Annotated in this window: 27 protein-coding genes; 20 read left to right on the top strand and 7 right to left on the bottom strand. The window is 66.4% G+C overall.

What is annotated here, in order from left to right; translation table 11 throughout:
- Positions 1 to 116 precede the first annotated feature (116 nt).
- From CXQ91_RS07730 to CXQ91_RS07720, 3 genes are all read left to right on the top strand, one after another.
- Positions 117 to 818, top strand: coding sequence for a rhamnogalacturonan acetylesterase (locus tag CXQ91_RS07730; RefSeq protein ID WP_104173334.1), 702 nt, complete (start codon positions 117 to 119; stop codon positions 816 to 818).
- 29 nt (positions 819 to 847) lie between these two features.
- On the top strand, positions 848 to 1,540 hold the full coding sequence (locus tag CXQ91_RS07725) for a YesU family protein (protein WP_258073872.1): 693 nt from the start codon (positions 848 to 850) through the stop codon (positions 1,538 to 1,540).
- Between the two features lie 125 nt (positions 1,541 to 1,665).
- Positions 1,666 to 2,649, top strand: coding sequence for a squalene cyclase (locus tag CXQ91_RS07720; RefSeq protein WP_104173332.1), 984 nt, complete (start codon positions 1,666 to 1,668; stop codon positions 2,647 to 2,649).
- Here CXQ91_RS07720 and CXQ91_RS07715 read toward each other — a convergent pair.
- Both CXQ91_RS07715 and CXQ91_RS07710 read right to left on the bottom strand, forming a co-directional pair.
- Positions 2,646 to 2,876 (bottom strand): helix-turn-helix transcriptional regulator, encoded by a 231-nt coding sequence (locus tag CXQ91_RS07715; protein ID WP_104173331.1) that lies wholly within the window; start codon positions 2,874 to 2,876, stop codon positions 2,646 to 2,648. The two genes, CXQ91_RS07720 and CXQ91_RS07715, sit on opposite strands and share 4 nt — an antisense overlap.
- Positions 2,876 to 3,508, bottom strand: coding sequence for a hypothetical protein (locus CXQ91_RS07710; RefSeq protein WP_104173330.1), 633 nt, complete (start codon positions 3,506 to 3,508; stop codon positions 2,876 to 2,878). Before CXQ91_RS07710 ends, CXQ91_RS07715 begins: the two co-directional genes overlap by 1 nt.
- Positions 3,509 to 3,581: 73 nt before the next feature.
- On the opposite strand from CXQ91_RS07710, the gene CXQ91_RS07705 reads away from it, so the two are divergent.
- Both CXQ91_RS07705 and CXQ91_RS25005 read left to right on the top strand, forming a co-directional pair.
- Complete coding sequence (locus CXQ91_RS07705) at positions 3,582 to 4,247, top strand: alpha/beta fold hydrolase (RefSeq protein WP_219816502.1); 666 nt, start codon at positions 3,582 to 3,584, stop codon at positions 4,245 to 4,247.
- Positions 4,204 to 4,365: a hypothetical protein gene (locus tag CXQ91_RS25005; RefSeq protein ID WP_219816501.1), complete on the top strand. Its 162-nt coding sequence runs from the start codon at positions 4,204 to 4,206 to the stop codon at positions 4,363 to 4,365. Before CXQ91_RS07705 ends, CXQ91_RS25005 begins: the two co-directional genes overlap by 44 nt.
- 2 nt (positions 4,366 to 4,367) lie before the next feature.
- On the opposite strand, the gene CXQ91_RS07700 is transcribed toward CXQ91_RS25005, so the two are convergent.
- Complete coding sequence (locus tag CXQ91_RS07700) at positions 4,368 to 5,405, bottom strand: LacI family DNA-binding transcriptional regulator (RefSeq protein ID WP_104173329.1); 1,038 nt, start codon at positions 5,403 to 5,405, stop codon at positions 4,368 to 4,370.
- Positions 5,406 to 5,628: 223 nt separating this feature from the next.
- Between CXQ91_RS07700 and CXQ91_RS07695 the strand changes: the two genes are divergently transcribed.
- From CXQ91_RS07695 to CXQ91_RS07660, 8 genes are all read left to right on the top strand, one after another.
- On the top strand, positions 5,629 to 5,973 hold the full coding sequence (locus tag CXQ91_RS07695) for an L-rhamnose mutarotase (protein WP_104173328.1): 345 nt from the start codon (positions 5,629 to 5,631) through the stop codon (positions 5,971 to 5,973).
- A 128-nt stretch (positions 5,974 to 6,101) separates the two neighbouring features.
- The gene (gene rhaI / locus CXQ91_RS07690) at positions 6,102 to 7,268 is read left to right on the top strand and encodes an L-rhamnose isomerase (protein ID WP_104173327.1); all 1,167 of its coding nucleotides are present in this window, start codon (positions 6,102 to 6,104) and stop codon (positions 7,266 to 7,268) included.
- A gap of 3 nt (positions 7,269 to 7,271) precedes the next feature.
- Positions 7,272 to 9,323 carry a bifunctional aldolase/short-chain dehydrogenase gene (locus CXQ91_RS07685; protein WP_104173326.1) on the top strand — a complete coding sequence of 684 codons (2,052 nt, stop codon included), beginning with the start codon at positions 7,272 to 7,274 and terminating at the stop codon, positions 9,321 to 9,323.
- 32 nt (positions 9,324 to 9,355) lie between these two features.
- Entirely contained in the window at positions 9,356 to 10,849 is a 1,494-nt protein-coding gene (locus CXQ91_RS07680; RefSeq protein ID WP_258073871.1) for a rhamnulokinase family protein, read from the top strand.
- Between the two features lie 147 nt (positions 10,850 to 10,996).
- Positions 10,997 to 12,013 carry an acetylxylan esterase gene (locus CXQ91_RS07675; protein WP_104173325.1) on the top strand — a complete coding sequence of 339 codons (1,017 nt, stop codon included), beginning with the start codon at positions 10,997 to 10,999 and terminating at the stop codon, positions 12,011 to 12,013.
- Positions 12,014 to 12,359: 346 nt separating this feature from the next.
- The gene (locus CXQ91_RS07670; protein ID WP_104173324.1) at positions 12,360 to 13,532 is read left to right on the top strand and encodes a 3-deoxy-7-phosphoheptulonate synthase; all 1,173 of its coding nucleotides are present in this window, start codon (positions 12,360 to 12,362) and stop codon (positions 13,530 to 13,532) included.
- A gap of 180 nt (positions 13,533 to 13,712) precedes the next feature.
- Positions 13,713 to 13,925 (top strand): helix-turn-helix domain-containing protein, encoded by a 213-nt coding sequence (locus CXQ91_RS07665; RefSeq protein ID WP_104173323.1) that lies wholly within the window; start codon positions 13,713 to 13,715, stop codon positions 13,923 to 13,925.
- A gap of 183 nt (positions 13,926 to 14,108) precedes the next feature.
- The gene (locus tag CXQ91_RS07660) at positions 14,109 to 14,207 is read left to right on the top strand and encodes a 30S ribosomal protein bS22 (protein ID WP_003792170.1); all 99 of its coding nucleotides are present in this window, start codon (positions 14,109 to 14,111) and stop codon (positions 14,205 to 14,207) included.
- A gap of 209 nt (positions 14,208 to 14,416) precedes the next feature.
- Here CXQ91_RS07660 and CXQ91_RS07655 read toward each other — a convergent pair whose 3' ends face one another.
- A complete protein-coding gene (locus CXQ91_RS07655) occupies positions 14,417 to 15,235 on the bottom strand; it encodes an HAD family phosphatase (RefSeq protein ID WP_104173322.1) in 819 nt (272 codons plus the stop codon).
- A 75-nt stretch (positions 15,236 to 15,310) separates the two neighbouring features.
- On the opposite strand from CXQ91_RS07655, the gene CXQ91_RS07650 reads away from it, so the two are divergent.
- Together CXQ91_RS07650 and CXQ91_RS07645 are read left to right on the top strand one after the other, a co-directional pair.
- Positions 15,311 to 15,565 carry a glutaredoxin family protein gene (locus tag CXQ91_RS07650; RefSeq protein WP_104173321.1) on the top strand — a complete coding sequence of 85 codons (255 nt, stop codon included), beginning with the start codon at positions 15,311 to 15,313 and terminating at the stop codon, positions 15,563 to 15,565.
- Positions 15,566 to 15,718: 153 nt separating this feature from the next.
- Positions 15,719 to 16,414, top strand: a complete 696-nt coding sequence (locus CXQ91_RS07645) for a redox-sensing transcriptional repressor Rex (protein WP_104173320.1) — start codon at positions 15,719 to 15,721, stop codon at positions 16,412 to 16,414.
- A gap of 63 nt (positions 16,415 to 16,477) precedes the next feature.
- Here CXQ91_RS07645 and CXQ91_RS07640 read toward each other — a convergent pair whose 3' ends face one another.
- The 3 genes from CXQ91_RS07640 to CXQ91_RS07630 all read right to left on the bottom strand — a co-directional run bounded on the left by CXQ91_RS07640 (position 16,478) and on the right by CXQ91_RS07630 (position 19,113).
- Positions 16,478 to 17,152: a hypothetical protein gene (locus CXQ91_RS07640; RefSeq protein ID WP_104173319.1), complete on the bottom strand. Its 675-nt coding sequence runs from the start codon at positions 17,150 to 17,152 to the stop codon at positions 16,478 to 16,480.
- A 287-nt stretch (positions 17,153 to 17,439) separates the two neighbouring features.
- On the bottom strand, positions 17,440 to 18,336 hold the full coding sequence (locus CXQ91_RS07635; protein WP_104173318.1) for a hypothetical protein: 897 nt from the start codon (positions 18,334 to 18,336) through the stop codon (positions 17,440 to 17,442).
- 228 nt (positions 18,337 to 18,564) lie between these two features.
- Positions 18,565 to 19,113 carry a YceI family protein gene (locus CXQ91_RS07630; RefSeq protein ID WP_104173317.1) on the bottom strand — a complete coding sequence of 183 codons (549 nt, stop codon included), beginning with the start codon at positions 19,111 to 19,113 and terminating at the stop codon, positions 18,565 to 18,567.
- 220 nt (positions 19,114 to 19,333) lie between these two features.
- On the opposite strand from CXQ91_RS07630, the gene CXQ91_RS07625 reads away from it, so the two are divergent.
- Genes CXQ91_RS07625 through ccsB form a run of 5 tightly spaced genes read left to right on the top strand, consistent with a single transcriptional unit; the run spans position 19,334 to position 24,413 of the window.
- Positions 19,334 to 19,999, top strand: a complete 666-nt coding sequence (locus tag CXQ91_RS07625) for a histidine phosphatase family protein (RefSeq protein WP_104173316.1) — start codon at positions 19,334 to 19,336, stop codon at positions 19,997 to 19,999.
- Between the two features lie 50 nt (positions 20,000 to 20,049).
- A complete protein-coding gene (locus tag CXQ91_RS07620; protein ID WP_104173443.1) occupies positions 20,050 to 20,652 on the top strand; it encodes a TlpA disulfide reductase family protein in 603 nt (200 codons plus the stop codon).
- 16 nt (positions 20,653 to 20,668) lie between these two features.
- Positions 20,669 to 21,424, top strand: coding sequence for a cytochrome c biogenesis CcdA family protein (locus CXQ91_RS07615; RefSeq protein WP_104173315.1), 756 nt, complete (start codon positions 20,669 to 20,671; stop codon positions 21,422 to 21,424).
- A complete protein-coding gene (locus tag CXQ91_RS07610; protein WP_104173314.1) occupies positions 21,424 to 23,271 on the top strand; it encodes a cytochrome c biogenesis protein ResB in 1,848 nt (615 codons plus the stop codon). Before CXQ91_RS07615 ends, CXQ91_RS07610 begins: the two co-directional genes overlap by 1 nt.
- The gene (gene ccsB / locus CXQ91_RS07605) at positions 23,271 to 24,413 is read left to right on the top strand and encodes a c-type cytochrome biogenesis protein CcsB (protein WP_104173313.1); all 1,143 of its coding nucleotides are present in this window, start codon (positions 23,271 to 23,273) and stop codon (positions 24,411 to 24,413) included. Before CXQ91_RS07610 ends, ccsB begins: the two co-directional genes overlap by 1 nt.
- Positions 24,414 to 24,462 lie beyond the last annotated feature (49 nt).

Raw genomic sequence — 24,462 nt, 5'->3', positions numbered from 1 at the left:
GCCGCTCCAGCCGCGCCGCTCCAGCCGCGCCGCTCCAGCCGCGCCGCTCCAGCCGCGCCCTCCAGCCGCGCCGCAAACCCCTCATCCCAAACCGTCACCTGACCGAAAGGCCGAAGATGAAGATCCTCCTGGCCGGCGACTCGACGGTCGCCACGTGCCCCACCCACGAGTACCCGATGAGCGGCTGGGGCGCGCAGCTTGCCCCGCACGTGCACACGTGGGGTTCCGTCCACAATTTCGCCAAGGGCGGGGCCAGCACCGAGTCCTTCCGGGCCGAAGGGCTGTGGGACGCGCTGCTGGAACTGGCCGGCGAGGGCGACCTGGTGCTGATCCAGTTCGGCCACAACGACCAAAAGCGCCGGCACCTTGCGGCCAGGACCGGCTACGCGGCGAACCTGCGGACCATGGCCGCCGAGGTCGGGGCCACAGGTGCCCGCGCCGTTCTGTGCACGTCGGTGGAGCGGCGCCACTTCCTGGCCGGGGCAGCTGCCGCGGCTGGTGCAAGGCTGGAACAGAGCCTGGAGGATTACCCCGAGGTGGTCCGGGAGCTCGCGGCGGAGCTTCACGTCCCGCTGATCGACCTCAACAGCTGGACGCGCGGCCTGTACACCCGGCTCGGCGTGGAAGGATCAAAATCCCTGTTCTGCCATTTTGGTCCGGGGGAGCACGCCCACTGGCAGGACGGGCTGGCGGACAACACGCACTTCCACGTGGACGGTGCCCGGCTGGTGGCGGAGCACGTCTCATCGCAGCTGACATCGCTGGGCCTCGCGGTCCCCGGGGGAATCCGTCAGCACTCCACGGCGGCGTCCGCCTGATGGGAACGCCTGGGGTAAACTCCGGCGGCGTGCTGTACAGCAACCCGCTCACCGGGCCGGAGGACGTGGCGGACTGGATTGCCGAGGGCCCGGTCGCACTGGGCCGGCGTCGGGAAACGCACGACGACGGCGGGACGCCACCCGCCGCTGACCCGCGGCCGGGGGCGCTGCTGCTGTCCGGGGCAAGGGACGAGGAAGAGTTCGGCGACCACGCCCACTGGACGTTCTGGTGCCCGGTGGAATTCCCGGACCGCGTCAGGGTGAGCTGGGAGTTCCTGCCGCTCGCGGAGCCGGGGCTGGCCATGGTGTTCTTTGCGGCAGCGGGCCACGGCGGACGGGACCTGTTCTCGGGCGGCCTGGCGCCGCGAACCGGCTTCTACCCGCAGTACCACTCGGGCGACATCGATGCCCTGCACGTCTCCTATTTCCGGCACAAGTACGCGGAGGAGCGGGCCTTCCGGACCTGCAACCTGCGCAAGAGCGCAGGCTTCGAGCTGGTGGCGCAGGCAGCGGACCCGCTGCCGCCCGCGGAGGACGCCCTGGATTTCTATCGCATGGAACTCGTCAAGGACGGGCCGGATGTTGCCTTCTCCATCAACGGCCTGCCCGTGCTGGCTTGGCGGGATGGGAGCGGCAACGTGCTGGGCGGCGGCTATCTCGGCTTCCGGCAGATGGCCCCGCTGCGGGCTGCCTACCGGAACCTGGTGGTGCAGTCGTTGTAGGCCCTCACTGAGCGCGAACGGGCAGATAATGACCCCAAAAAGTGAAAAAACAGGTCATTATCTGTCCGTTCGCGCTTAGCCTCCGCACCCGTAGACCGGGCCGTAGTAGCCGTAGTATTCGGACCATGGCCTTCGACCCCGCCCTGCTCGACTGGTTGCTTGACGCCGACCCGGCCTTGCGCTGGCAGGTCGAGCGCGACCTCGCGGGCGCCCCGCCGGACGTGTGGGTTGCGACCCGGGCACGCATCGCGACAGAAGGGTTCGGGGCGCAGCTGCTCGCGCTGCAGGATCCCGACGGCCAGTGGGCGGGCGGGGCGTTCTTCCCGAAAGACTTCGACTTCCGCGGCCCCGAGGCAGCCGAGGACGCCGGACAGCCCTGGACCGCGACGACGTGGACGCTCAACACCCTCCGTGACTGGGGCCTCGATGCTGCCGCCCTCGCCGGCACCGCCGAACTGCTCGCCCGGAACAGCCGCTGGGAGTACGGCAGCCTGCCGTATTGGGGCGGCGAAGTCGACTGCTGCATCAATGCATACACCCTCGCCAACGGCGCGTGGCTTGGAGCGGACGTCTCCGGAATTGCCCGGTGGTTCCTCAAGCACCGCATGGCCGACGGCGGCTGGAACTGCGAGTGGGTGGAGGGCTCCACGCGCTCGTCGTTCCATTCCACCCTCAATTCCCTCAAGGGCCTGTTGTACTACGAGGACGCCACCGGCGGCAGCCGCGCGCAGCGGGCGGTTCGGCGGGCCGCCGAGGAGTACCTGCTTCAGCGCCATTTGCTCCGCACCTTGTCCGAAGGCGAGCCCGTGGGGCCGTGGGCCACCCGCTTCGCGTACCCGTTCCGCTGGTTCTACAGTGCGCTCAACGCGGCAGACTACTTCCGGGCAGCTGCCCTGCACGACGGTGCGGCGCCGGATCCGCGGCTTGCCGACGCGATCGAAGCGATACGCGCCGCGCGCCGTCCGGACGGCACCTGGCTGCAGGAGCTTCGCCACCCCGGGCGGGTGTGGTTCGACGTCGATGTGGCGCCCGGAGAGCCGTCCAAATGGCTCACCTTCTACGGCACGCGCGTGCTGGCATGGTGGGACGGGCAGCCCGTGCCGCGCTAGTCCTGTGCGGGTTCATGACGGAAGAGGTCGCCGACCTGGCATTCCAGGACTTCACACAGTGCCGTCAGCGTGGAGAAGCGAATCGCCCTGGCACGGTTGTTTTTCAACACGGACAGGTTCACCAGGCTCACGCCGACCTGGCGGCTCAGCTCCGTCAGGCTCATGCCGCGTTCTGCCAGCAGTTCGTCGAGCCGGCAGTGAATGGCGGAGTAGTCCTCGGCTGGCATCAGATAAGTCCCTCGGTGTCCCTCTGCAACCGGCGGCCAAACTGGAAGACCCCGGCGACGAGTACCAGGACAACGCCGGCCAGCAGGGGTAGAAAGTTGAACTCCGCCACGAACCCAATGCTTTCGCCGGGGGTCCGCTGGTTCGCGCCGATCAGCTCGGCGATGCGGTTTCGGGCCGCCGCACCGAGAGCCTGTGCAACGGTTCCGGCCAGGGCAAGGACCGCTCCGCAGGTCCCCACAATCCAAGCCGACGACGGCGTGAACAGGTTCTCTCCGCGGAGCCGGAAAGCGAGCAGGAACAGCAACGCCATCACAGCCAGGAAACTGACCTGGTTCAGGGCGCCGGCCCAGGCCAAGAGAACGGCTTCGCCCGCCGGCAGGGCAGGGATGCTTGCTTCCATGGACGTAAACCGTGCCACCGAATCCAGGCCGAGTCCCGTCGGGCTCTGATGCGAAGAGTGCAGCGGGAGGGTCAACGTCACCGGCCCGGTAAGTGTTTCGATGATTCCGGAGACGGTCAGGAATGTCGTGACCGCGGCTGCCGCACCCGCGGTGATCATGATCGCCACGGCATCAGCCCTGGACACGACCTTCTTTTCTCCGGGCCGCTGGCGGTTCTTGGTCCATTTCATTGTTCCCCCAAATGTTATCGATGATCGATAGTAACGAATATCGATAACATAGCGGTTTTTCCGCTGATGGTCCATGGCGGGCTCCGACCCGGCCGACGCATTCCACGTCATCGCACCATCCATCCCCGGATTCGGATTCTCCGGGCCGACACGAGAGGCAGGATGGGACCTGGCGCGGGTCGCCCGTGCCTGGGCGGAGCTGATGAGCCGGCTCGGCTACGAGCGCTACGGCGCCCAGGGCGGTGACACCGGCTCTGTGGTCTCACCCATGCTGGGCGGCATCGATTCCGAACACGTCGTGGGGGTCCACGTCAATGGCAGCCTCGGATTTGCCACAGGGGACCCGGCGGAGCTGGCCGGTCTGAGCGAGGCCGAACAGGGGCGCCTCGCGGGCATGCAACGGCAGATGGAGGATGGCGCGGGGTACGCGATCATTCAGTCGACGCGGCCGCAGACGCTGGGGTTCGGGCTCGCCGACTCGCCTGCCGGGCAGCTCGCCTGGATCGTCGAGAAGTTCAAGGAGTGGACAGATCCTGCCTTCGAGCTTCCGGAGGATGCCGTCGACCGCGACCCGATGCTTACCAAATGTCAGCGTGTACTGGCTCACGGGTACTGCCACTTCGTCGGCGCGGCTCTACTGGGAGGGGCGCGCCAGCTGGGGGCAGAAGGCGAAACGGTCCGAAGTGCCTTCCGGGGTGGCGGTGTTCCCCGGCGACTTCGGGGTCCGTGCCATCGCTGAGCGCGACAACAACGTCGTCCACTGGTCGGAGTTCGAGCGCGGCGGCCATTTCCCGGCCATGGAGGTTCCCGATCTCCTGGTCGGCGATGTGCGTGCGTTCTTCCGCGGCCTCCGGTAGCTTTAGCCGGCGGAAGCCCCCGCCGTGCTCTGCCGTACCACCAGCTCGGGAGTGAAGATCACCGCGCGATGATGGGGCCGCACGGACGTGGGTCCCATGGCGTCCAGCTCCTCGGCCAGCAGCTCGATGGCGGTCCGCCCGAGCGCTTCCGTGGGCTGCCGGATGGAGGAAAGCGGCACCACGGCGGACACGGCAAAGTCGATGTCGTCGTAGCCGATCAGTGCAATGTCTTCGGGGATCCGCAGCGTGTGCAGCATGGCCAGGGACTGCATAACGCCCAGGGCCAGCAGGTCGTTGGCGCAGAACACGCCGTCCGGAAGGTCGTCGGCGCTGCGGCGGACCAGCTGGTCGCCCACGCCGCGGCCGGCCAGGACCGTCTGTCCGGCGGAATCCAGTACTTCCAGGGAGGCATCCGGAACCTCGGCGACGGCGCGCTGCGCCCCCTGGAGGCGGTCCGCCACCTGGCGTATCGACGTCGGGCCTCCCACGAAGGCCAGCCGACGGCGGCCGATGTCCAGCAGGTGCCGCGCCGCAAGGTAACCACCGGCGTCGTCGTCAACGGAGACGGAACTGTACTTCGCCTCGTCGGCCAACCGGTCCACCAGGACGGTGGGCACCCCGCGTTCACGCAGCTGGTCCAGGCGCTCGGTGACATCGCCCACCGGCGAGATGAGCAGGCCCTGGACCCGCTGCTCCTGGAAGAGGTCGATGTAGTTCGATTCGCGGCTGGCATCGTGCCCGCTGTCCCCGAGCAGGACGGCGCTGCCTTGCAGGGCGGCGGCGTCCTCGGCGGCGCGGACCACGGAGGTGAAGAAGGGGTTGCCCACGTCCAGGACGATCAGGCCGATGGTGCGGCTGTGCCCGGCCCGGAGCTGGCGGGCCGCATCGTTGCGGACAAAACCGAGCTCGTCGATGGCCAGCAGCACCCGGTCCTTGGTGCGCTGCGAAACCCGGTCCGGATAGTTCAGGACGTTGGAAACTGTTCCCACTGCCACGCGGGCATGGTTCGCAACATCCTTGATGCTGGCTGACCGTGACATCTTTCTCCAAGCTCTCTCATGCGGGACGGCGGGCAACCGCCTGGACCAGACCCCTGACCAATTGTCCTCGCCAGAGCGGCGTTCGGGGGCGACGAAACGGCCCGGCCAGCAGATAAATGGTTTTCATCCGCTGACAAATGCTTGACACCTACTTGACTTCAAGAGTACTTTGAATCGTAACAATGAAACGATTCAAAGAATCGGAAATTCAGGAGAGTCGCAGATGAGGGTGTGTTTTCGCTCCTCAGTCCAACCGGGACTGATCGATGAGTACAGGCGCCGGCACGCCGCCGTCTGGCCGGAGATGCTCCGTGCGCTCAAGGACGCGGGCTGGCACAACTATTCGCTCTTCCTGGGCGGGGACGGGCTGCTGGTGGGTTACGTGGAGTGCGACGACTTCGATGCAGTGCGGGCACGGATGGCACTGACCGAGGTCAACGCCCGCTGGCAGGCGGAGATGGCCACGCTCTTCGAAGACACGGAGCAGCCCCCAGATACAGGATTTGTGGCGCTCGAGGAGATCTTCAACCTGGAGGACCAGCTGGCCGCGGCCAACGCCCCGGACTAGCCAACGCCGCGGACGGCAAGGCGCCGCGGACGGCAAGGCGTCACGGGCCGCGGGACACAACGCATGCCGCCGACACGGGAGTCGGCGCACAACTGACAAACGCACTACGAGAGACCGGAAGAACCATCATGAATGACGTAGCAACGGCGCTGGGCAGGCTCGGGGAGCTTGCCATTGAAGTACCCTCCTGGGCTTATGGAAATTCGGGCACCCGTTTCAAGGTATTCGGCACGCCGGGCACCCCGCGGACGGTGCAGGAGAAGCTGGCGGACGCCGCGAAGGTGCACGAGCTGACCGGCCTGGCTCCGACGGTGGCGCTGCATATTCCGTGGGACAAGGTGGATGACTACGCCGCGCTGAAGGAGTTCGCGGCGGGTCTGGGTGTGGGCCTGGGCACGATCAACTCGAACACGTTCCAGGATGATGAGTACAAGTTCGGTTCGCTGACGTCCTCGAACGAGTCTGTGCGGCGCCGGGCGGTGGAGCACCATTTCGAGTGCATCGAGATCATGCACGCCACGGGTTCGCAGGACCTGAAGATCTGGCTGGCGGACGGCACCAACTATCCGGGCCAGGATGATCTCCGCGGCCGGCAGGACCGTCTGGCGGAGTCGCTGCAGGAGATTTACGCCCGGTTGGGTGATGAGCAGCGCCTGGTGCTGGAGTACAAGTTCTTCGAGCCGGCTTTTTACCACACCGATGTTCCGGACTGGGGCACGTCCTATGCGCAGACCCTGGCGCTGGGTGAGAAGGCGTTTGTGTGCCTGGACACCGGCCATCATGCCCCGGGCACCAACATTGAGTTCATCGTGATGCAGCTGCTGCGTCTGGGCAAGCTGGGTTCCTTCGACTTCAACTCGCGCTTCTATGCCGATGATGACCTGATCGTGGGAGCGGCTGATCCGTTCCAGCTGTTCCGGATCATGTACGAGGTGATCCGCGGCGGCGGGTTCGGCACGGGTTCCGGTGTGGCGCTCATGCTGGACCAGTGCCACAACCTGGAGGAGAAGATCCCGGGCCAGATCCGTTCGGTGCTCAACGTCCAGGAGATGACCGCGCGTGCCCTCATGGTGGACACCGCGGCGCTGGGCGAGGCCCAGCGGTCCGGCGACGTGCTGGCCGCGAACGCGGTCTTCAATGACGCCTTCTACACGGACGTCCGCCCGGCCCTGGCCGCATGGCGCGAATCCCGCGGCCTGCCCGCGGACCCGATGGCCGCGTTCAAGGCCAGCGGCTACCAGAAACAGATCAATGAGGACCGCGTGGGCGGCCAGCAAGCCGGATGGGGCGCATAAGGCATGAACATGCAGAACACAGCCAACAAGACTGTTGAAGACCTGATTGCACGTTCCAACCGCCTGGGGGCGGACAAGCGGAACACCAACTTCGCCGGCGGCAACACCTCGGCCAAGGGCACGGAGAAGGACCCGGTCACGGGCGAGGACGTCCAGCTGCTCTGGGTGAAGGGTTCCGGCGGGGACCTCGGCACGCTGAAGCCGGGAAACCTTGCCGTGCTCCGCCTTGACCGGCTGAACGCACTGAAGAACGTCTACCCCGGGGTGGACCGTGAAGACGAGATGGTGGCCGCTTTTGATTACTGCCTGCACGGCAAGGGCGGCGCTGCCCCCTCGATCGACACCGCCATGCACGGTCTCGTGGATGCCGCGCACGTGGACCACCTGCACCCGGATTCGGGCATCGCTATTGCCACCGCGGTGGACGGGGAGGCGCTGACCGCCAAGATCTTCGGCGACAAGGTGGTCTGGGTTCCGTGGCGCCGTCCCGGGTTCCAGCTGGGCCTGGACATCGCCGCGATCAAGGACGCCAACCCGCAGGCCGTCGGCACCATCCTGGGCGGGCACGGCATCACCGCCTGGGGCGCCACGTCCGAAGAGGCCGAGGCCAACTCGCTGTGGATCATCGACCAGGCCGAGAAGTTCATCGCCGAAAACGGCCGGTCCGAGCCGTTCGGGCCGAAGCTGCCCGGTTACGGTGCGCTGCCGGAGGCCGAGCGCCGCGCCAAGGCCGCCGCGCTGGCACCGGTAATCCGCGGGCTGGCGTCCACGGACAAACCGCAGCTGGGGCACTTCAGCGATGACGCCGTCGTCCTGGAGTTCCTGGAAGCCGCGGAGCACCCCAGGCTCGGCGCGCTGGGCACGTCCTGCCCGGACCACTTCCTGCGCACCAAGGTCAAGCCGCTGATCCTGGACCTGCCGGCGGACGCGTCCGTCGAGGACTCGATCGCCCGGCTGCAGGAACTCCACGCCGACTACCGCGAGGACTACCAGGGGTACTACGACCGGCACGCTACTCCGGAGTCCCCGGCGCTGCGCGGCGCGGACCCGGCCATTGTGCTGGTCCCGGGCGTGGGCATGTTCTCGTTCGGCGCTAACAAGCAGACCGCCCGTGTCGCCGGTGAGTTCTACCTGAACGCCATCAACGTGATGCGCGGCGCCGAGGCGGTCTCCACCTACGCCCCGATCGAGGAATCCGAGAAGTTCCGGATCGAGTACTGGTCGCTGGAGGAAGCCAAGCTGGCCCGCCTGCCCAAGCCCAAGTCGCACGCCACCCGCATCGCGCTGGTGACCGGCGCGGCGTCGGGCATCGGCAAGGCCATCGCCACCCGCCTCGCCGCGGAAGGCGCCTGCGTGGTGATCGCGGACCTGAACCTGGCGAACGCCCGGGCCGTCGCTGCCGAGCTCGGCGGGCCGGACGTCGCCATCGGCGTGCAGGCGGACGTGACCGACGAAGCGCAGATCGCCAAGGCCATCCAGGAAGCGGTGCTGGCATTCGGCGGCCTGGACCTGGTGGTCAACAACGCGGGGCTGTCCATCTCCAAGCCGCTGCTGGAAACCACCGAAAAGGACTGGGACCTCCAGCACAACGTCATGGCCAAGGGCTCCTTCCTGGTGGCCAAGGCCGCGGCGAAGGTCATGATTGACCAGGACATGGGCGGGGACATCATCTACATCTCGTCCAAGAACTCCGTGTTCGCCGGCCCGAACAACATCGCGTACTCCGCCACCAAGGCTGACCAGGCCCACCAGGTCCGGCTGCTCGCGGCTGAACTGGGCGAGTACGGCATCCGCGTCAACGGCATCAACCCCGACGGCGTGGTCCGCGGCTCCGGCATCTTCGCCGGCGGCTGGGGCGCCAAGCGCGCCGCCGTCTACGGCGTGGACGAGCAGGAACTGGGCAAGTACTACGCCCAGCGCACCCTGCTCAAGCGCGAGGTCCTGCCCGAGCACGTGGCCAACGCCGCCGCCGTGCTCACCAGCGCCGAACTGTCCCACACCACCGGCCTCCATATCCCCGTGGACGCCGGCGTCGCCGCCGCCTTCCTGCGGTGAACACCGTGCCCGCAGCGCCGGACGGTGCATCTGTGGACACTGCCCCGGCCACTGCCGGGACGGTGTTCGACGGCGGCCTGTTCGCCGGCAGTGTGTTCGCCGCTGTCGATATTGGTGCCTCCTCCGGACGGGTCATCCTGGGACGCGTCGCAGAAGGCGGCGCCGGTTCTGAGGGCAAAGCGACGCTGGAAACGGTGCACCGCTTTCCCAACGGTGTGGTGGAGTCCGACGGCGGCCTCCGCTGGGACTTCGACGCCCTGTTCGCCGAGGTCCTCGCCGGCCTCGCTGCCGCGGCCCGCGTCGCCGGGGAGCGCGGCGAAACGATCAGCAGCATCGGGATCGACACCTGGGCGGTGGACTACGGCCTGGTGAACGCTGCCGGGGACCCCACCGCGCAGCCGTTCAGCTACCGGGATGACCGCAGCCGCGGCGCCGTCGCCCAGGTCCACCAAAAACTGGACCCGGCCCGGCTCTACGCCACCACCGGGCTGCAGTTCCTGCAGTTCAACACGATCTACCAGCTGGCCAGCGAACCGGACCTGGCCGGGCTGCAGGCCCTGCTCATCCCGGACCTGATCGCGTTCCTGCTCACCGGGGTCCGCCGCACCGAAGCCACCAACGCCTCCACCACCGGGCTCTTTGACGCTGTCGCGGGGGAGTGGGCCACCGAGTTCCTCGCCGCGCTGGGCCTGCCCAAAAAGCTGTTCCCGCCGCTGATCCAGCCCGGCGAAACAGTCGGCACCCTGCTGCCCGGCATCGCCGCCCGCACCGGACTGGCCCGGGCAACGAAGGTGGTGGCCGTCGGCTCGCACGACACCGCCTCCGCCGTCGCCGCCGTACCCGCCGAACACGGGAACTTCGCGTACATCTCGTCAGGCACCTGGTCCCTCGTCGGCGTCGAGCTCCCGCAACCCGTGCTCACGGAGGCCAGCCGGCAGGCGAACTTCACCAACGAACGCGGCGTGGACGGCACCATCCGGTACCTCCGCAACGTCGGCGGGCTCTGGCTGCTCAGCGAATGCCAGCGCACCTGGGCTCAGCGGGGATACACGGCAACACTGGACGAACTGCTCACGGCCGCCGCCGCGCTGCCGTTCGGCGGGCCCCAGATCAACGCCGACGATCCGTACTTCATCGCCCCGGACAACATGCCGGAACGGATCCGGGCAGCCGTCCGGAACACCGGAGCCGTCCTCACCGACGACCCGGCCGGCATCACAAGGTGCATCCTGGACAGCCTGGCAGCAGGCTACGCCCGGACCATCGCCGACGCCGAACGCCTCGCGGACGCGCCCGTGGACGTGGTGCACATCGTGGGCGGCGGCTCGCAGAACCGGCTCCTCTGCCAGCTCACCGCCGACGCCACCGAAAAGCGCGTCATCGCCGGACCGGTCGAGGCCACAGCGCTTGGCAACGTGCTGGTCCAGGCCCGGGCCGCCGGCGTGGTCTCCGGCGGCCTCGCGGAACTGCGGGCACTCGTGCGCGGCTCGCAGGCCTTGGAAAGCTACCAGGCAGCGCTGGTCTGAGTGGTGGGGTAGCGCGTCCAACAACGTCATCTCCAGTCGCGCTGGTACACAGTCCTCAACGTGGCGTCGTGACGGTTGAACCTGCCGTGCGCGCCTGAGAAGATACAACATCCTACCTATTGGCCGCTTCACAGAACCGGAATCCCCATGCCCCTCTTCGACCTACCGCTTGAGCAGCTCCGAAACTACACGTCCGGCGTCACCGCCCCGGCGGACCTTGATGCCTTCTGGGACCGCACCATCAGCGAGGCCCGGGAGTACCCGCTGGACGCCGTTTTCGAACCGGTGGACAACTACCTGACGGTAATCGACACCTTCGATGTCACATTTGCCGGCTTCGGCGGTTCCCCGGTGAAAGGCTGGCTGCACCTGCCGGCGAACCGGCCGGCGGACGGGCCGCTTCCCGTCGTCGTGCAGTACGTGGGCTATTCCGGTGGGCGCGGGCTGTCCAACCAGGACACCAAGTGGGCGCAGGCCGGTTACGCGCACTTCATCATGGACACCCGCGGGCAGGGTTACGGCGGAATTCTGGGGCACACCGCCGACCCGCACCCCTCAGCTGGCGACGTGGCGCATGCGGGGCTGATGACCCGCGGTGTCGGAAGCCGCGAGGACTACTACTACCGGCGGGTCTACGTGGATGCCATCCGCGCGGTGGAGGCCGCCCAGGCACACCCCGCCGTCGACGCCTCGCAGGTTGTGGTGGCGGGCGTCAGCCAGGGCGGCGGCATCACCGTTGCGGTGGCCGGGCTCGCGGCCGGAAGGCTCGACGGCGTGATCGCCGCACTGCCGGATGTGCCTTTCCTGCAGGACTTCCCCCGTTCCATCGACATCGCACCGCGCGGGCCGTACCCCGAAATCGCCGCCTTCCTGGCCCGCCACCGGGAGCGCTACGAACCCATCCTCGCCGTGCTGAACTACTTCGACGGCGTCAACCTGGGCCGGGCGGCAACGGCGCCGGCGCTGTTCTCGGCCGCGCAGATGGACGATATCTGCCCGCCTTCCACGGTCTTTGCCAGCTACAACGCCTACGGAACGGCAGCAGCAGGAACCGGAGGCGTTCCGGCCAAGGACATCGAGGTGTACCGGTTCAACAACCATGAGGGCGGCCAGGAACACCAGTGGAACCGCCAGCTGCAGTACCTGCGCAAGCTGCTCGGCTAAGGCTTCCCCCTCCCAACTAGCTAGCAGTTAACGCTCCGAAATCGCGATTTCGGAGCGTTAACTGCGAGTCAGTTGGGGGAGGGTCCCGCGCCTGGGCCCCGCAACACAAGGTCGCGAAATGACGGGCGAATTTGCGGTCCGTGCGTTCGGCCGTTATGGTCTTGGCTATGACTAACCGTTGGTATGCGTATTTTTCGTTGGCTCTGGAGGGGCCCGCGTCTAACTGACACGCATCCAACTTTCCTTCAGAGCCAACAGGGCAGAGATCATTCTCTGCCCTTCGCCATTTCTCCGGCGGGTTCTGATCTGGGCCCGCTCCGCACCATCCGGAACAGGACCCGCACACATGAGCACCGCAGCAGCCACCGAAACGCATCCTTCCAATTCACTGGAGAACACTGTTTCCCAGGAAGGTACTGCGTCCGCGCAGAAATCCACCTCCAACCTGCGCGTCAGCGAATTCCAGGCGCTGCCGTCACCGCAGGACATGATCGTGGAGCTGCCGCTGGACGCCCGGGTGGCTGACGTCGTCGAACGCGGCCGGGACGAAGTCCGCGCCATCATGGACGGCGTGGACGACCGCCTGCTGGTGATCGTGGGCCCCTGCTCCATCCATGACCCCAAGGCCGGCCTGGAATACGCCCGCCGGCTGGTGAGCCAGGCGGAGAAGCACAGGGAAGACCTGCTGATCGTCATGCGGACCTACTTCGAGAAGCCGCGCACCACCGTGGGCTGGAAGGGCCTCATCAACGATCCCCACCTTGATGGCAGCCACGACATCGCCACTGGACTGCGGGCAGCCCGCCAGTTCCTGAAGCAGGTCACCTCGCTGGGCCTTCCCACGGCCACGGAGTTCCTGGAACCCATCAGCCCGCAGTACATGGCGGACCTCGTCTCCTGGGGCGCCATCGGGGCACGCACCACCGAAAGCCAGATCCACCGCCAGCTCGCGTCCGGGCTGTCCATGCCGATCGGGTTCAAGAACGGGACCGACGGCGACCTGCAGGTTGCCGTTGATGCCTGCAGCGCCGCGGCGGCGTCCCAGGCGTTCCTGGGAATCGACGGTGACGGCAGGGCCGCGCTCGTGGCCACGGCCGGCAACCCGGACACGCACGTGATCCTGCGCGGCGGGCGCAAGGGCCCGAACTACTCCGCAGCGGACGTCGAGGCGGCGTCGGCGAAACTGGCCGCCAAGCAGCTCAACCCCAGGCTGATTGTGGACGCCAGCCACGCCAACAGCGGCAAGAGCCACCACCGCCAGGCCGAGGTGGCATTCGAAATCGGAGCGCAGCTGGAGGATGGCGGAACCGCCGCCTCGGCCATCGCCGGCGTCATGCTGGAGAGCTTCCTGATGGGCGGTGCGCAGAACCTGGATGTGGCCGAGCACGCTGCCGGCACTGACGAGCTGGTCTACGGCCAGAGCGTCACTGATGCCTGCATGGAGTGGGAGGTCACGGCGTCGGTGCTGGGCCAGCTTGCAGCGTCCGCGCGCAAGCGCAGGGGTGCTCTGCAGGGCTGAATTTTCCGGGTTTGACCGGGCGCGGGCCCGGAAACTGGTTACGCGGAATGACTTTCACTATGGCACCATCAGCCACTAGAGTAACTAGCACAGGGTAGGTTGATGGCTCAGCATCGGCACACCGCAATGGGGTTTCAATGGGGTTGCCTTTATCAGCTGTTAACAAAAGGAATAAGGGAAATGTCCGCAGAGTCGAACTTCTCGAACGCTCAGTTCCTGACTGTGGCCGAAGTGGCCGAGCTCATGCGCGTTTCCAAAATGACCGTGTATCGCCTTGTCCATTCCGGAGAGATGCCGGCCGTCCGCTTCGGCCGGTCCTTCCGGGTGCCGGAGAGCGCCGTCGAACAGTACGTCAAGGGTGCTGTTGTGGAAGCCCAATCGGACACCGCCTAGCTCCTTCGCGGCCGCCGCCGTATGTGCCTCTAGGCAGGCGGTCAGTGGGTGCGCCGGATAAGCGGTACCCTGTTAGGGAACGTTTTTCGTTATTGTAAGAATCTGTTTGTTGTTTAGTCTGTTGCCTAGTCCACGGACCTCTTCCATCAGACAGGTACTCCATCTAGTTTGTAAGGAACTTTCGTGGGTTCAGTTATTAAGAAGCGTCGCAAGCGTATGGCCAAGAAGAAGCACCGCAAGTTGCTTCGTAAGACCCGCCACCAGCGCCGTAACAAGAAGTAGAGATACTTCATACAGCGTGAGATGCCCGTTGCCTTTGGCAGCGGGCATTTTTCTTTGTGTTAGGTTCCCCGGCAACAGCGCTTCGCCGTCGCTTAGCGTTCAGTCCTGGGCGACCTCTGTCGCGCGTTCCGTCGCGATGCGCTCCTACGCGAAGCGCTGCTGCCGGTTGACGACCCATTACGCCGGCACGCACGCCGTCCCCCTGCCGGTTAGACCGTGGGGCCGCGGAAGCGGGTGAAGCCCCGCCAGAGGCCGTAGATTGCCCCGCCAATCGTGGCCGCCTTCAATCCCAGCGTGGCGGCGCGGCGGCCTGAGCGGAAGTCGTAGACAGGCCAGTTGTTGTCGCGGGCATGGCGGCGAAGCCGGGAGTCGGGGTTGATGGCCACCGGATGGCCCACCATGCTCAGCAGCGGAATGTCATTGTGTGAATCGCTGTAGGCCCAGCAGCGGTTGAGGTCCAGGTCCTCGGCGTCCGCGATGCCCTGGACAGCCACGGCCTTGGCCTGCCCGTGCAGGATGTCGCCCACCAGCCGGCCGGTGTACGCGCCGTTCTCGATCTCGCCCACGGTGCCCAGGGCTCCGGTCAGGCCCAACCGGGTGGAAATCACGGTGGCCACCTCGATGGGCGTCGCCGTCACCAGCCACACCATGCGGCCCACCCGTAAGTGTTGCTGGGCCAGGGCCTTGGCGCCGGGCCAGATCCTGGACTCGATCATTTCGTCAAAGACTTCTTCGCCGAGTGCCTTGATGTCCTCCACTGTGATGCCGGCTGCCAGCGTCAGTGCCGAATCGCGGACCGCATGGACATCGTCCATGTTCTCGCCGCGGAGGACGAACTTGAACTGTTTCCACGCCATACCGGCCGCCTGCGGCAGGGTGAACGCGCCGCGCTGGTGCATTTTGCGGGCCACGTGGAAGAGGCTGGCGCCCTTCATAAGGGTGTTGTCGACGTCGAAGAAGGCGGCCTCGCCGTGATGAGACGCACCGGCGGGCTGCCGGACTACGGCGACGTACTTCTCCTCGGGCATGCCTTGAGTCTAGTCAATGCCCGCCCGGCCTTGGTGACGTCGCGGCGGGACGGCGGCCCGGGCTACGGTTGAGGCATGGCAAAACCCGACGTCGTCCTGATCACCAAAGCTGACTGCCACCTCTGTGAGGCGGCGCGCGACGCCGTCGGACGCGTCACCGCCGCGTTGGGACTGGAGTGGACGGAACAGTTGGTGGACAACCGGCCGGAACTGCGTGAGCGGTATGCCGAAGAAATCCCCGTGGTCCTCGTCGACGGGATCCAGCGTGACTTCTGGAAGATCGACGAAACCCGCCTGGACCGGGTCCTGCGCCAGGCCATGGCCAAGTAGGGATGGCGGGGAGTTGTATGGGACGCGGCCGGGTGACGCCGGAGCATGGCGGCATTATGCGCCGGAAGCCGTGGCGCGCCGTGACTCCTGCTTTGTTGGCAGTGCAGACTGGGCTCTAGAGTGGACTCACAACGCGACGCAATGGAGCAGATAGTGACTTCGCTGGATTCTTCCCCCGAGGCTGTCCACGGGGATAGCGGAACTGCGGCCAAGCAGATTCCGCCCGCGGCCGTGGCCCGGCTGACCATCTATTTGCGCGCCCTCACCACAATGCTGGCCGAGGGTGTTGAACGCGTCTCCTCCGAATCGCTGGCCGAAGCCTCCGGCGTGAGCTCGTCCACGCTCCGGAAGGATCTCTCGCACGTCGGGTCCTACGGCACACGCGGCGTCGGCTATGAAGTGCAGTACCTCAGCCGCCATATCTCAGCAGCGCTGGGCCTGACCCGCGACTGGAAAGTGGCAATCGTGGGCGCCGGTAACCTGGGCAAGGCCCTGGCGCGGTACGGCGGCTTTGAGTCCCGGGGGTTCGACGTTGTGGCGATTTTCGACGCCGACCAGATGGTGGTGGGCAACGAAGTTGGCTGGCTGCGGGTCAGCGACGTAGCGGACCTCGAGCCTGTCCTCCAGCGCACCGGAACCAACATGGTGGTGCTGGCCCTGCCCGCGGCCGTGGCTCAGGGTGTGTGCGACCGCGTTATCGCAGCCGGAGTGCGCAGCATCCTCAGCTTCGCGCCGGTGATGCTCCAGGTGCCGGCCGGCGTAAACCTGCGCAAGGTGGACATGGCCACCGAACTGCAGATCCTTGCCTATCACGCACAGAGGACCCAGGGCCCGGACGACGCCGAATAGCTTCCAGCCTGCCCGGTCAGCCCGGGCCGTTCACTGGGGTGCGGCCTCCGGGCCTACCAGCGCTCAGCGGCCGTAGGGGTAGCCCGGCTGCGCGTAGGGGCTCCCGAACGGCTGGTACTTCCTGAAGAACGGCGCGGACGCGGGGAGGTACAGGAGCACCATGCCGGCCACGCCGGCCAGGATGGACAGCGTGCCCAGTCCCATTTCGAGGACGCCAAGCAGGGAGAACGCCGCAAGGATGGTGCCGAGAATCCGCGCCCAGTTGCGGCCCTTCCTGATATTGAATGCGACCAGCGCATACATCAGAACACCGATGGCGGCCATCAGCGCCACCATTCCCACGATGACGCCCTTGAGGGCCTCGAAATCCACGTCAGCTCCGCTGGTTGCCAGCCTGGCATCGAACTGGCTGCGCATTGCGGGGTCGTCGATTGAACCCATCGACAGGAAGACCGAGCTGACCCACACGACGCACGCGCCGATCAGCAGCCAGAAGGACGTGTTCACGAGCGGGGGAGCGGCGCTGGAACCCGCGGTGCGCTGCTGCGGCATCTCCGAAGGGTAGACGAGGAATTGTTGCTGCCCGAACTGCTGGGGCTGGCCGTACTGCTGGGGCTGGCCGAACTGAGGGCTCTGGCCGTACTGAGGGCTCTGCCCGTACTGCGGAGGCTGCTGGTCGTACTGACCGCCGGATTGGGGATCGTAGGGATACGACGGCGGGACGGGCGGAGTGCTCATGTTGATCCTTTGCTAGTCGGCTACTGACTAAACACCTGCCGGGATCAGCCACGTCTTTCTGCCCCCAGCGTCACTTTGGTTACACGGTACCGCGCGCAGGAGCGATCTGTGGATAGTTTGCGCCTCAATTTCGGCTCAAGGAGCGACCCGCCAAAACACAGCGGGCGCGGACTTCGGAGTCTGGCGGCTGAAGCCGCTGACCTTCCGAAGCCCACGCCCGCTGGCTGTGGAACTGAGGTGTTGCGTTGTGGTGCTGCTGTGGCGGCCGTCAGGCAGCCGGGCCGAAGTTAGCGGCCGTAGGGGTTGCCCGGCTGGGAGTAGGGGCTCCCGAAAGGCTGCTGCTTCTGGAAGTACGGCGCGGAGGCCGGGAGGTAAAGCATCACGATGGCTGCGATGCCAAGCAAGACTGCCACCGTTCCGATGCTGAGCGGGAGGAGGCTGAAGATCGAAAGGGCGGCCAGGACGGTGCCCAGGATGCGGGCCCAGTTCTTGCCCTTGCGGACGTTGAGGGCCACCAGTGCGTACAGTCCCGCGCCGATCAGGCCCACCACAACCATCATGCCGACTACAACACCCTTGATCGACTCAAAGTCGACGTCGGCTCCGCCGGCCCGCATCTGCTCTTCGAACGTACTCCGCATGGCGGGATCATCGAGCGCGGGAATGGCAACCAGAAGGGAGATGAGCCACAGGGCGCCTGCCGCAACAATCATCCAGAAAGCGTTGTTGACCATCTTCGGAACACCGCCGGCGGCAGCACCCTGGGGATGCTCGGACGGGTACTGGGCGTACGGTGACTGGCCGTACTGCTGCGGGGCCTGGCCGTAGGGCTGCTGCGGCTGCTGGCCGTACTGGGGCGGGGTGCCCTGCTGTCCGAACTGCTGCGGCTGCTGCCCGTATTGCGGAGCGGCAGGGGACTGCTGCCCGTACTGCGGGGCCGCAGGGGACTGCGGCGCGTTCTGCCCGTATTGCGGAGCGGCAGGGGACTGCGGCGCGTTCTGCCCGTACTGCGGGGCTGCGGGGGACTCTGGCGCGTTCTGCCCGTACTGGGGAGCGGCTGGGGACTGCTGGCCGTACTGCGGTGCAGCCGGCGACTGCGGCGCGTTCTGGCCGTACTGGGGCGCGTCAGGCTTGCCGTTCTCAGGTTCGTTCGGGTTGGCCGGCTGGGCTGGAGGCGTGCTCATAGTTGGTCCTTTGCGGGTCGACTACTGATTAAACGGGTACCGGGATCAGTAACGGTGCCCTGCCCCCAGCATGGTTTGCTTCCACCGTACCCCTCTCCGGCCGCGCGGTGGATCATTCCGGAGAGGTATTCCGAATTGGCGACAGCGCATTAAACACAACGCCCCGCTCCGTCGCATTGACGGAGCGGGGCGTTGTGTTGGCGTGCGGTTCTTCTCGGGCGCGGGTAACTATGCGGCCGGGGCGATGAACGCGAGCTCAAGGTTGATGGCAACCTTGTCGCTGACCAGCACGCCGCCGGCTTCCAGTACGGCGTTCCAGGTCAGGCCGAAGTCCTTGCGGCTGATGGTGGTTTCAGCGGTGAGGCCGGCGCGGGTCATGCCGAACGGGTCCACAGCAACGCCGTTGAATTCGGTCTCGAGGGCCACCGGGCGGGTGACGCCCTTGATGGTGAGATCGCCCTGGAGTTCGTAGGCGTCGCCCTTGGGAACGATCGTGTTGGAAACGAAGGAGATCTCCGGGAATTTCTCGACGTCGAAGAAGTCTTCGCCGCGGACGTGGCCGTCGCGGTTGACGTCGCCCGAGTCAAAGCTGGCGGTCTGGATGGTGGCGTTGACCTTGGAGTCGGCAACGTTCTCTGACAGGTCCAGGGTTGCTGCGGCGTCCTTGAACTGGCCGCGGACCTTGCTGATGCCTGCGTGGCGCACGGTGAAGGCGATTTCGCTGTGCGAGTTGTCGAGGGTCCAGGTGCCGGTGGTGATGTTGGTGGGCAGTGCCATGGTGTTGCTCCTTGTGATCTGTGGTCGGAATCTCTTGCGGAAGGATGTCTGATCGCCAGCCGAAACTTCTTTGGTTGAAGTCTCAACTAACTGCTTCACCAAGTATAAACATGCATTTGCATCTTTTATTCCAACTCCTTTGAACATTTCTTCAAACTTCCCAGTTCTACTTCTTGTAGAAGATTTCAGATCACCCGACATCTTTGAGAAACTGGTAAACATGCCCCAAGCCACTGTTCATCTCCTTCGCCACGGCGAGGTCCACAATCCGGACGGCGTCCTCTACGGACGGCTGCCGGAATTCCACCTCTCCGCACTCGGACAGCAGATGGCCAAGACGCTCGCCGCGCACTTCAGCGACCGCGCCGCGCAGGGGGCCAAAATCGTGCATCTGGTGGCATCGCCGCTGACCCGGGCACAGGAAACAGCCCTCCCCATCTCTGAAGCGCTGCACCTCGAAATCAACACCGAGGACCGCATCATCGAGGCCGGCAACCACTTCGAAGGCCTCAGGGTCAACAAGGCCGAACTCCTCAAGCCCAGGCACTGGCCGCACTTGCGCAACCCGTTCGTTCCGTCGTGGGGCGAGCCCTACAAAGACCAGGCCGCCCGCGTCATCGCCGCGGTCCAGGACGCACGCCTGCGTGCCATCGAACTGGGTGGCGACGGCGCCGAGGCCGTCCTTGTCAGCCATCAGCTCCCCATCTGGTCCACGCGGCTGAGTGCCGAGGGCAGGCCCCTCTGGCACGATCCGCGCAAGCGCGAATGCACGCTCACTTCCCTCACCTCGCTGGTGTTCGACGACGACGGCACCCTCCTGCGCGTGGATTACAGCGAGCCTGCTGCCGCCCTTCTGCCCGGCGCCTCCAGCACCCCGGGGGCCTGAGCGTGGCCGGATCCAAGATCAACAACGCAGGCAACGCAGGCAGCGAAGCGATGCGCCCGGCCTCCCGCCGCAGCGTCCTCGCCGCCGGCGGCCTGGGTCTGGCCGCCCTGACACTGGGCCTTTCCGCGTGTGCGCAGGAAGACGCCCTGGCAAAGCAGGCCAAGGCGGGGGACAACAAGAATTATGTGGCGGGCGACGGGTCCGTGACCGAATTCGCCGCCGCGGACCGCAAATCCGCCGTCAGCATCAAAGGCACCCTGTTCGACGGAACCACCGTGGAGCCCGCGGACTTCGTCGGAAAAGTCACCGTCCTCAACTTCTGGTTCGCTGCCTGTGCGCCGTGCCGCGTCGAAGCGCCGTCGCTGGAAGCGCTGCACCAGGAGTTCAAGGAGCAGGGCGTGCAGTTCTACGGCGTGAACCTCCGCGACGAAAAGGCTGCCGCCGAGGCGTTCGACAAGACCTTCAACCTGACCTACCCCAGCTTCCATGACAAGGACGGCGGCGTGCTCCTGGCCGTATCCGGGCTGGTACCTCCCGGTGCTGTGCCCACCACGCTGGTGCTGGACAAGCAGGGCCGGGTTGCGTCCCGCGTCCTGGGCGAAATCCAAAAGGGCACGCTCAAGGCCCTTATAACCGCCGCCGTGGCAGAGTGACGGCGGCGCCCTCACCGTGAACAGCCCCTTCGCCGAAGCCATCCTCAACGGTTCGCTGCTGCTTGCCATCCCGGTGGCGCTGCTGGCCGGACTCGTGTCCTTCCTCTCCCCGTGCGTCCTGCCGCTGGTGCCGGGGTACCTGGGCTACGTCACCGGACTGACCGGCGTGGACCTGGAGAAGCAAAAGCGGGGCCGGATGCTGGCCGGAATCGGCCTGTTCGTGCTCGGCTTCTCCGTGATTTTCGTCCTGCTGGGCGGTGCGTTCGGCCAGCTGGGGTCCATGATCAGCGGCGGTCAGAATGCCTGGATCACGCAGGTGCTGGGCGTCCTGGTGATCATCATGGGCGTGGTGTTCATGGGCGGATTCAGCTGGCTGCAGCGGGACGCCAAGATCCATGCCAAGCCGCCCGCCGGGCTGTGGGGTGCGCCGCTGCTGGGCATCACCTTCGGCCTGGGGTGGGCGCCGTGCATCGGTCCCACCTACTCCGCCGTCCAGCTCCTGAGCATGTCCGGAGGGTCCTCGGCCGCCAAGGGCGCCTTCCTGGCCTTCGTCTATAGCCTCGGGCTGGGCATCCCGTTCCTGCTGATCGCCCTGGCCGTGCGCCGTGGCGTCGGCGTGATGTCCTTCTTCCGCAAGCACCGGCTCGCGATCCAGCGGATCGGCGGCGGCATCCTGGTGGTGCTCGGCCTGCTGATGGCCAGCGGAGTGTGGGGCGCCTGGGTTTCCGGGTTGCAGTACTGGTTCCAAACCGATGTGAAATTGCCGATCTGATGAGCGAGCGAGTGAACAAACAGAAGAAGTCCCCTGCCCCGGAGGAAACAGCACCGGAACGGGGCAAGACCGGAGCAGCGACTCCCGTGGCCAAGGCCAAGGCCGAAGCTGCCCTTCCTGCGCTGGGACCCCTGGGCATGCTCCGCTGGGCCTGGACCCAGCTCACCAGCATGCGCACAGCGCTGTTCCTGCTCCTCCTGCTGGCCGTTGCCGCGGTGCCCGGATCGCTGTTCCCGCAGCGCCCCGCGAACCCGTCGATCGTCACGCAGTACATCGCGGACCACCCGGACTACGGCAAGATCCTGGACTCCCTCCAGCTCTACGACGTCTACTCCTCGGCGTGGTTCTCCGCCATCTACATCCTGCTCTTCATCTCGCTGATCGGCTGCGTGGTTCCCCGCGCGATCGCCCACTACAGGGCCATGCGCTCCCAGCCTCCGCGTACTCCGGCGAGGCTGTCCCGCCTGCCCGAGTACGGCACGCTGGTGATCCCCGCGGACGCCGGGATCCCGGCGTCCGCCGCTATTGCGGACGCTGCCGCGAAGCTGAAGAAGCGCGGTTACCGCGTTGACGTGAGGGACGACGACGGCGCGCGGCCCTCTTTGGGGGCCGAGCGCGGCTTCCTGAGGGAAGTGGGGAACCTGGTGTTCCACACCTCGCTGATCGGCGTCCTGGTGTCCGTGGCAGCCGGCGGCCTGTTCGGGTACAGCGGGCAGCGGATCCTGGTGGAGGGCGACACGTTCGTGAACACGCTGGTGGGCTACGACCAGTTCACCCCGGGCTCCAATTTCCAAAGCAGCCAGCTCCAGCCGTACTCCATCCAGCTGGACAAGTTCCAGATCACGTTCGACCGTGAATCGAAGGGCAAGTTCGGCCAGCCCATCGACTTCAAAGCGGACGTGACCACCCGGGATACCCCGGACGCGCCTGCGGAGAAGCAGGTGCTGAAGGTCAACGATCCCGTCAGCCTGGGCGGCACCAGCATCTACCTCACCGGCAACGGCTACGCCCCCGTGGTGACCATCCGCGATGGCGACGGCAACGTTGCCATGGAAGGCCCGGTGGTCGCCAAGCTGCAGGGGGACAACTACTACTCCTCCGTGGTGATCAAGGTTCCCGATGCCAAGCCGGATCAGCTCGGGTTTGCCGGCTTCTTCCTGCCCACCGCCTTCGTCACCGAGGAGGGCGTGTCCTTCAGCGGGGACCCGGAACTGATCAACCCGCAACTCACCCTGAATTCGTACTTCGGCGACCTCGGCCTGGACGCGGGCTCGCCGCAGAACGTCTTCGAGCTCGATGTGAAGAAGCTGACGCCGCTCAATGCCCGGAACCTCGACGCCGGCGGCATCACCCTGGCTCCCGGCAGCACGTACACGCTCCCGGACGGCAAAGGATCCATCAGTTTCGACGGCGTGAAGCGCTACATCGGCGTGGACATCCACCACAACCCGGGCCAGCTGTACGCCCTGATCTTCGCACTGCTGGCCGTGGCCGGGCTGGTGACCTCGCTGTACGTGAACCGCCGCCGGGTCTGGGTCCGCACCGGCACGCACGAGGACGGCCGCACCATGGTGGAGTACGGGCTCCTGGCCCGCGGTGAGGACCACCGCCTCGCCGCAGAGGCCGCGGCGATCCGCGGACTCCTCACGGACGAATGGGATCTGGACTCCCAGAATGCTCCCAGCGGGCAGATGGATAATGGCCCGGCGGGGAGTGTCCCGGCCGGCGGCGTCCCCACGGACAGCGGCAAGGCCGGCAGCGGCAAGAACGAGGCCGCCACGGACACGCCCACAGAAGACTTCATCCAGTCAACAGCCGGCTCACCCGAGTCGAAGAAGGACCAGTAATGTTCCCCATCAACGAAACCATGGGCCAGTACAGCGAGCTCTTTATGCTGCTGGCGGCCGGCACGTACACGGTGGCCTTTATCGCCTTCGCGTGGGACCTGGCCAAGAGCAGCAAGGCGCTGCGCGCAGTGGACCTCAAGGCTGCTGCCGCGGCGGGTGCGTCAGGCTCCGCAACGGCCAAGGTCCCGGTCGGTGCAGGGGTGGGGGCCGCCGCCGTCGACCGTGCAGGTGTTGACCGTCCCGTAGTTGACCGGGCCGATTCGGACGTCAGCGGGCCGATGGGCCGCGCCGAGCGGCCGTCGTCGGCAACGGGTGGTGCGTCCAAGGGCGCCGCGGGCGGTGCCGGGCAGACGGCCGACGCCGGCATGCGTTACGCCGCGGAACGCCGCGTACCCGCCCGCGTTGCAGTTGCCCTGACCGTGCTGGGCGCACTGATCCATTGTGCCGGCGTGGTCACCCGTGCCATCGGTTCGGGCCGGGTGCCGTGGGGCAACATGTACGAATTCCTGACCACCGGCGCTTTCGTAGCGGTTGCGGTCTTCCTGCTGGTGCTGATCCGCCGCGACCTGCGCTTCCTGGGCACGTTCGTGATCGGCCTGGCCATCATCATGCTCGTGGCCGCGTCCGTGGCTTACTGGACGCCCGTGGGGCACCTGGTGCCGGCGCTGCAGAGCTACTGGCTGATCATCCACGTCTCCATCGCCGTCATTTCCTCCGCGCTCTTCACCCTGACTTTCGCGATGTCCGCCCTGCAGCTGGTTCAGGCCCATCGGCAGAAGACCATCGCTGCCGGCGGCGGGGACAAGCTGGGCTTCATGCGCCTGGTGCCCTCGGCGCTGAGCCTCGAGAACCTGTCCTACCGCATCAACGCTGTCGCGTTTGTCGGCTGGACCTTCACGCTGATGTTCGGTGCCATCTGGGCCGAGAAGGCCTGGGGCCGATTCTGGGGATGGGACACCAAGGAAGTCTGGACGTTCGTAATCTGGGTGGTTTACGCCGGCTACCTGCACGCCCGGGCCACGCGCGGCTGGACCGGCACGCGCGCCGCATGGCTGTCGATCGTGGGCTACCTCTGCGTGATCTTCAACTTCACCATCGTGAACCAGTTCTTCAACGGCCTGCACTCCTACTCGGGGCTGTAGGCAGGGGGCGCCTTTCCCGGGCGCCTTCTGCGCTCCCGCCCGCGCGATT

Origin of the sequence: Arthrobacter sp. Y81, from assembly GCF_002929335.1 — a bacterium.
Taxonomy (GTDB): domain Bacteria; phylum Actinomycetota; class Actinomycetes; order Actinomycetales; family Micrococcaceae; genus Arthrobacter.
This window is presented reverse-complemented; position numbering and strand designations above follow the sequence as displayed.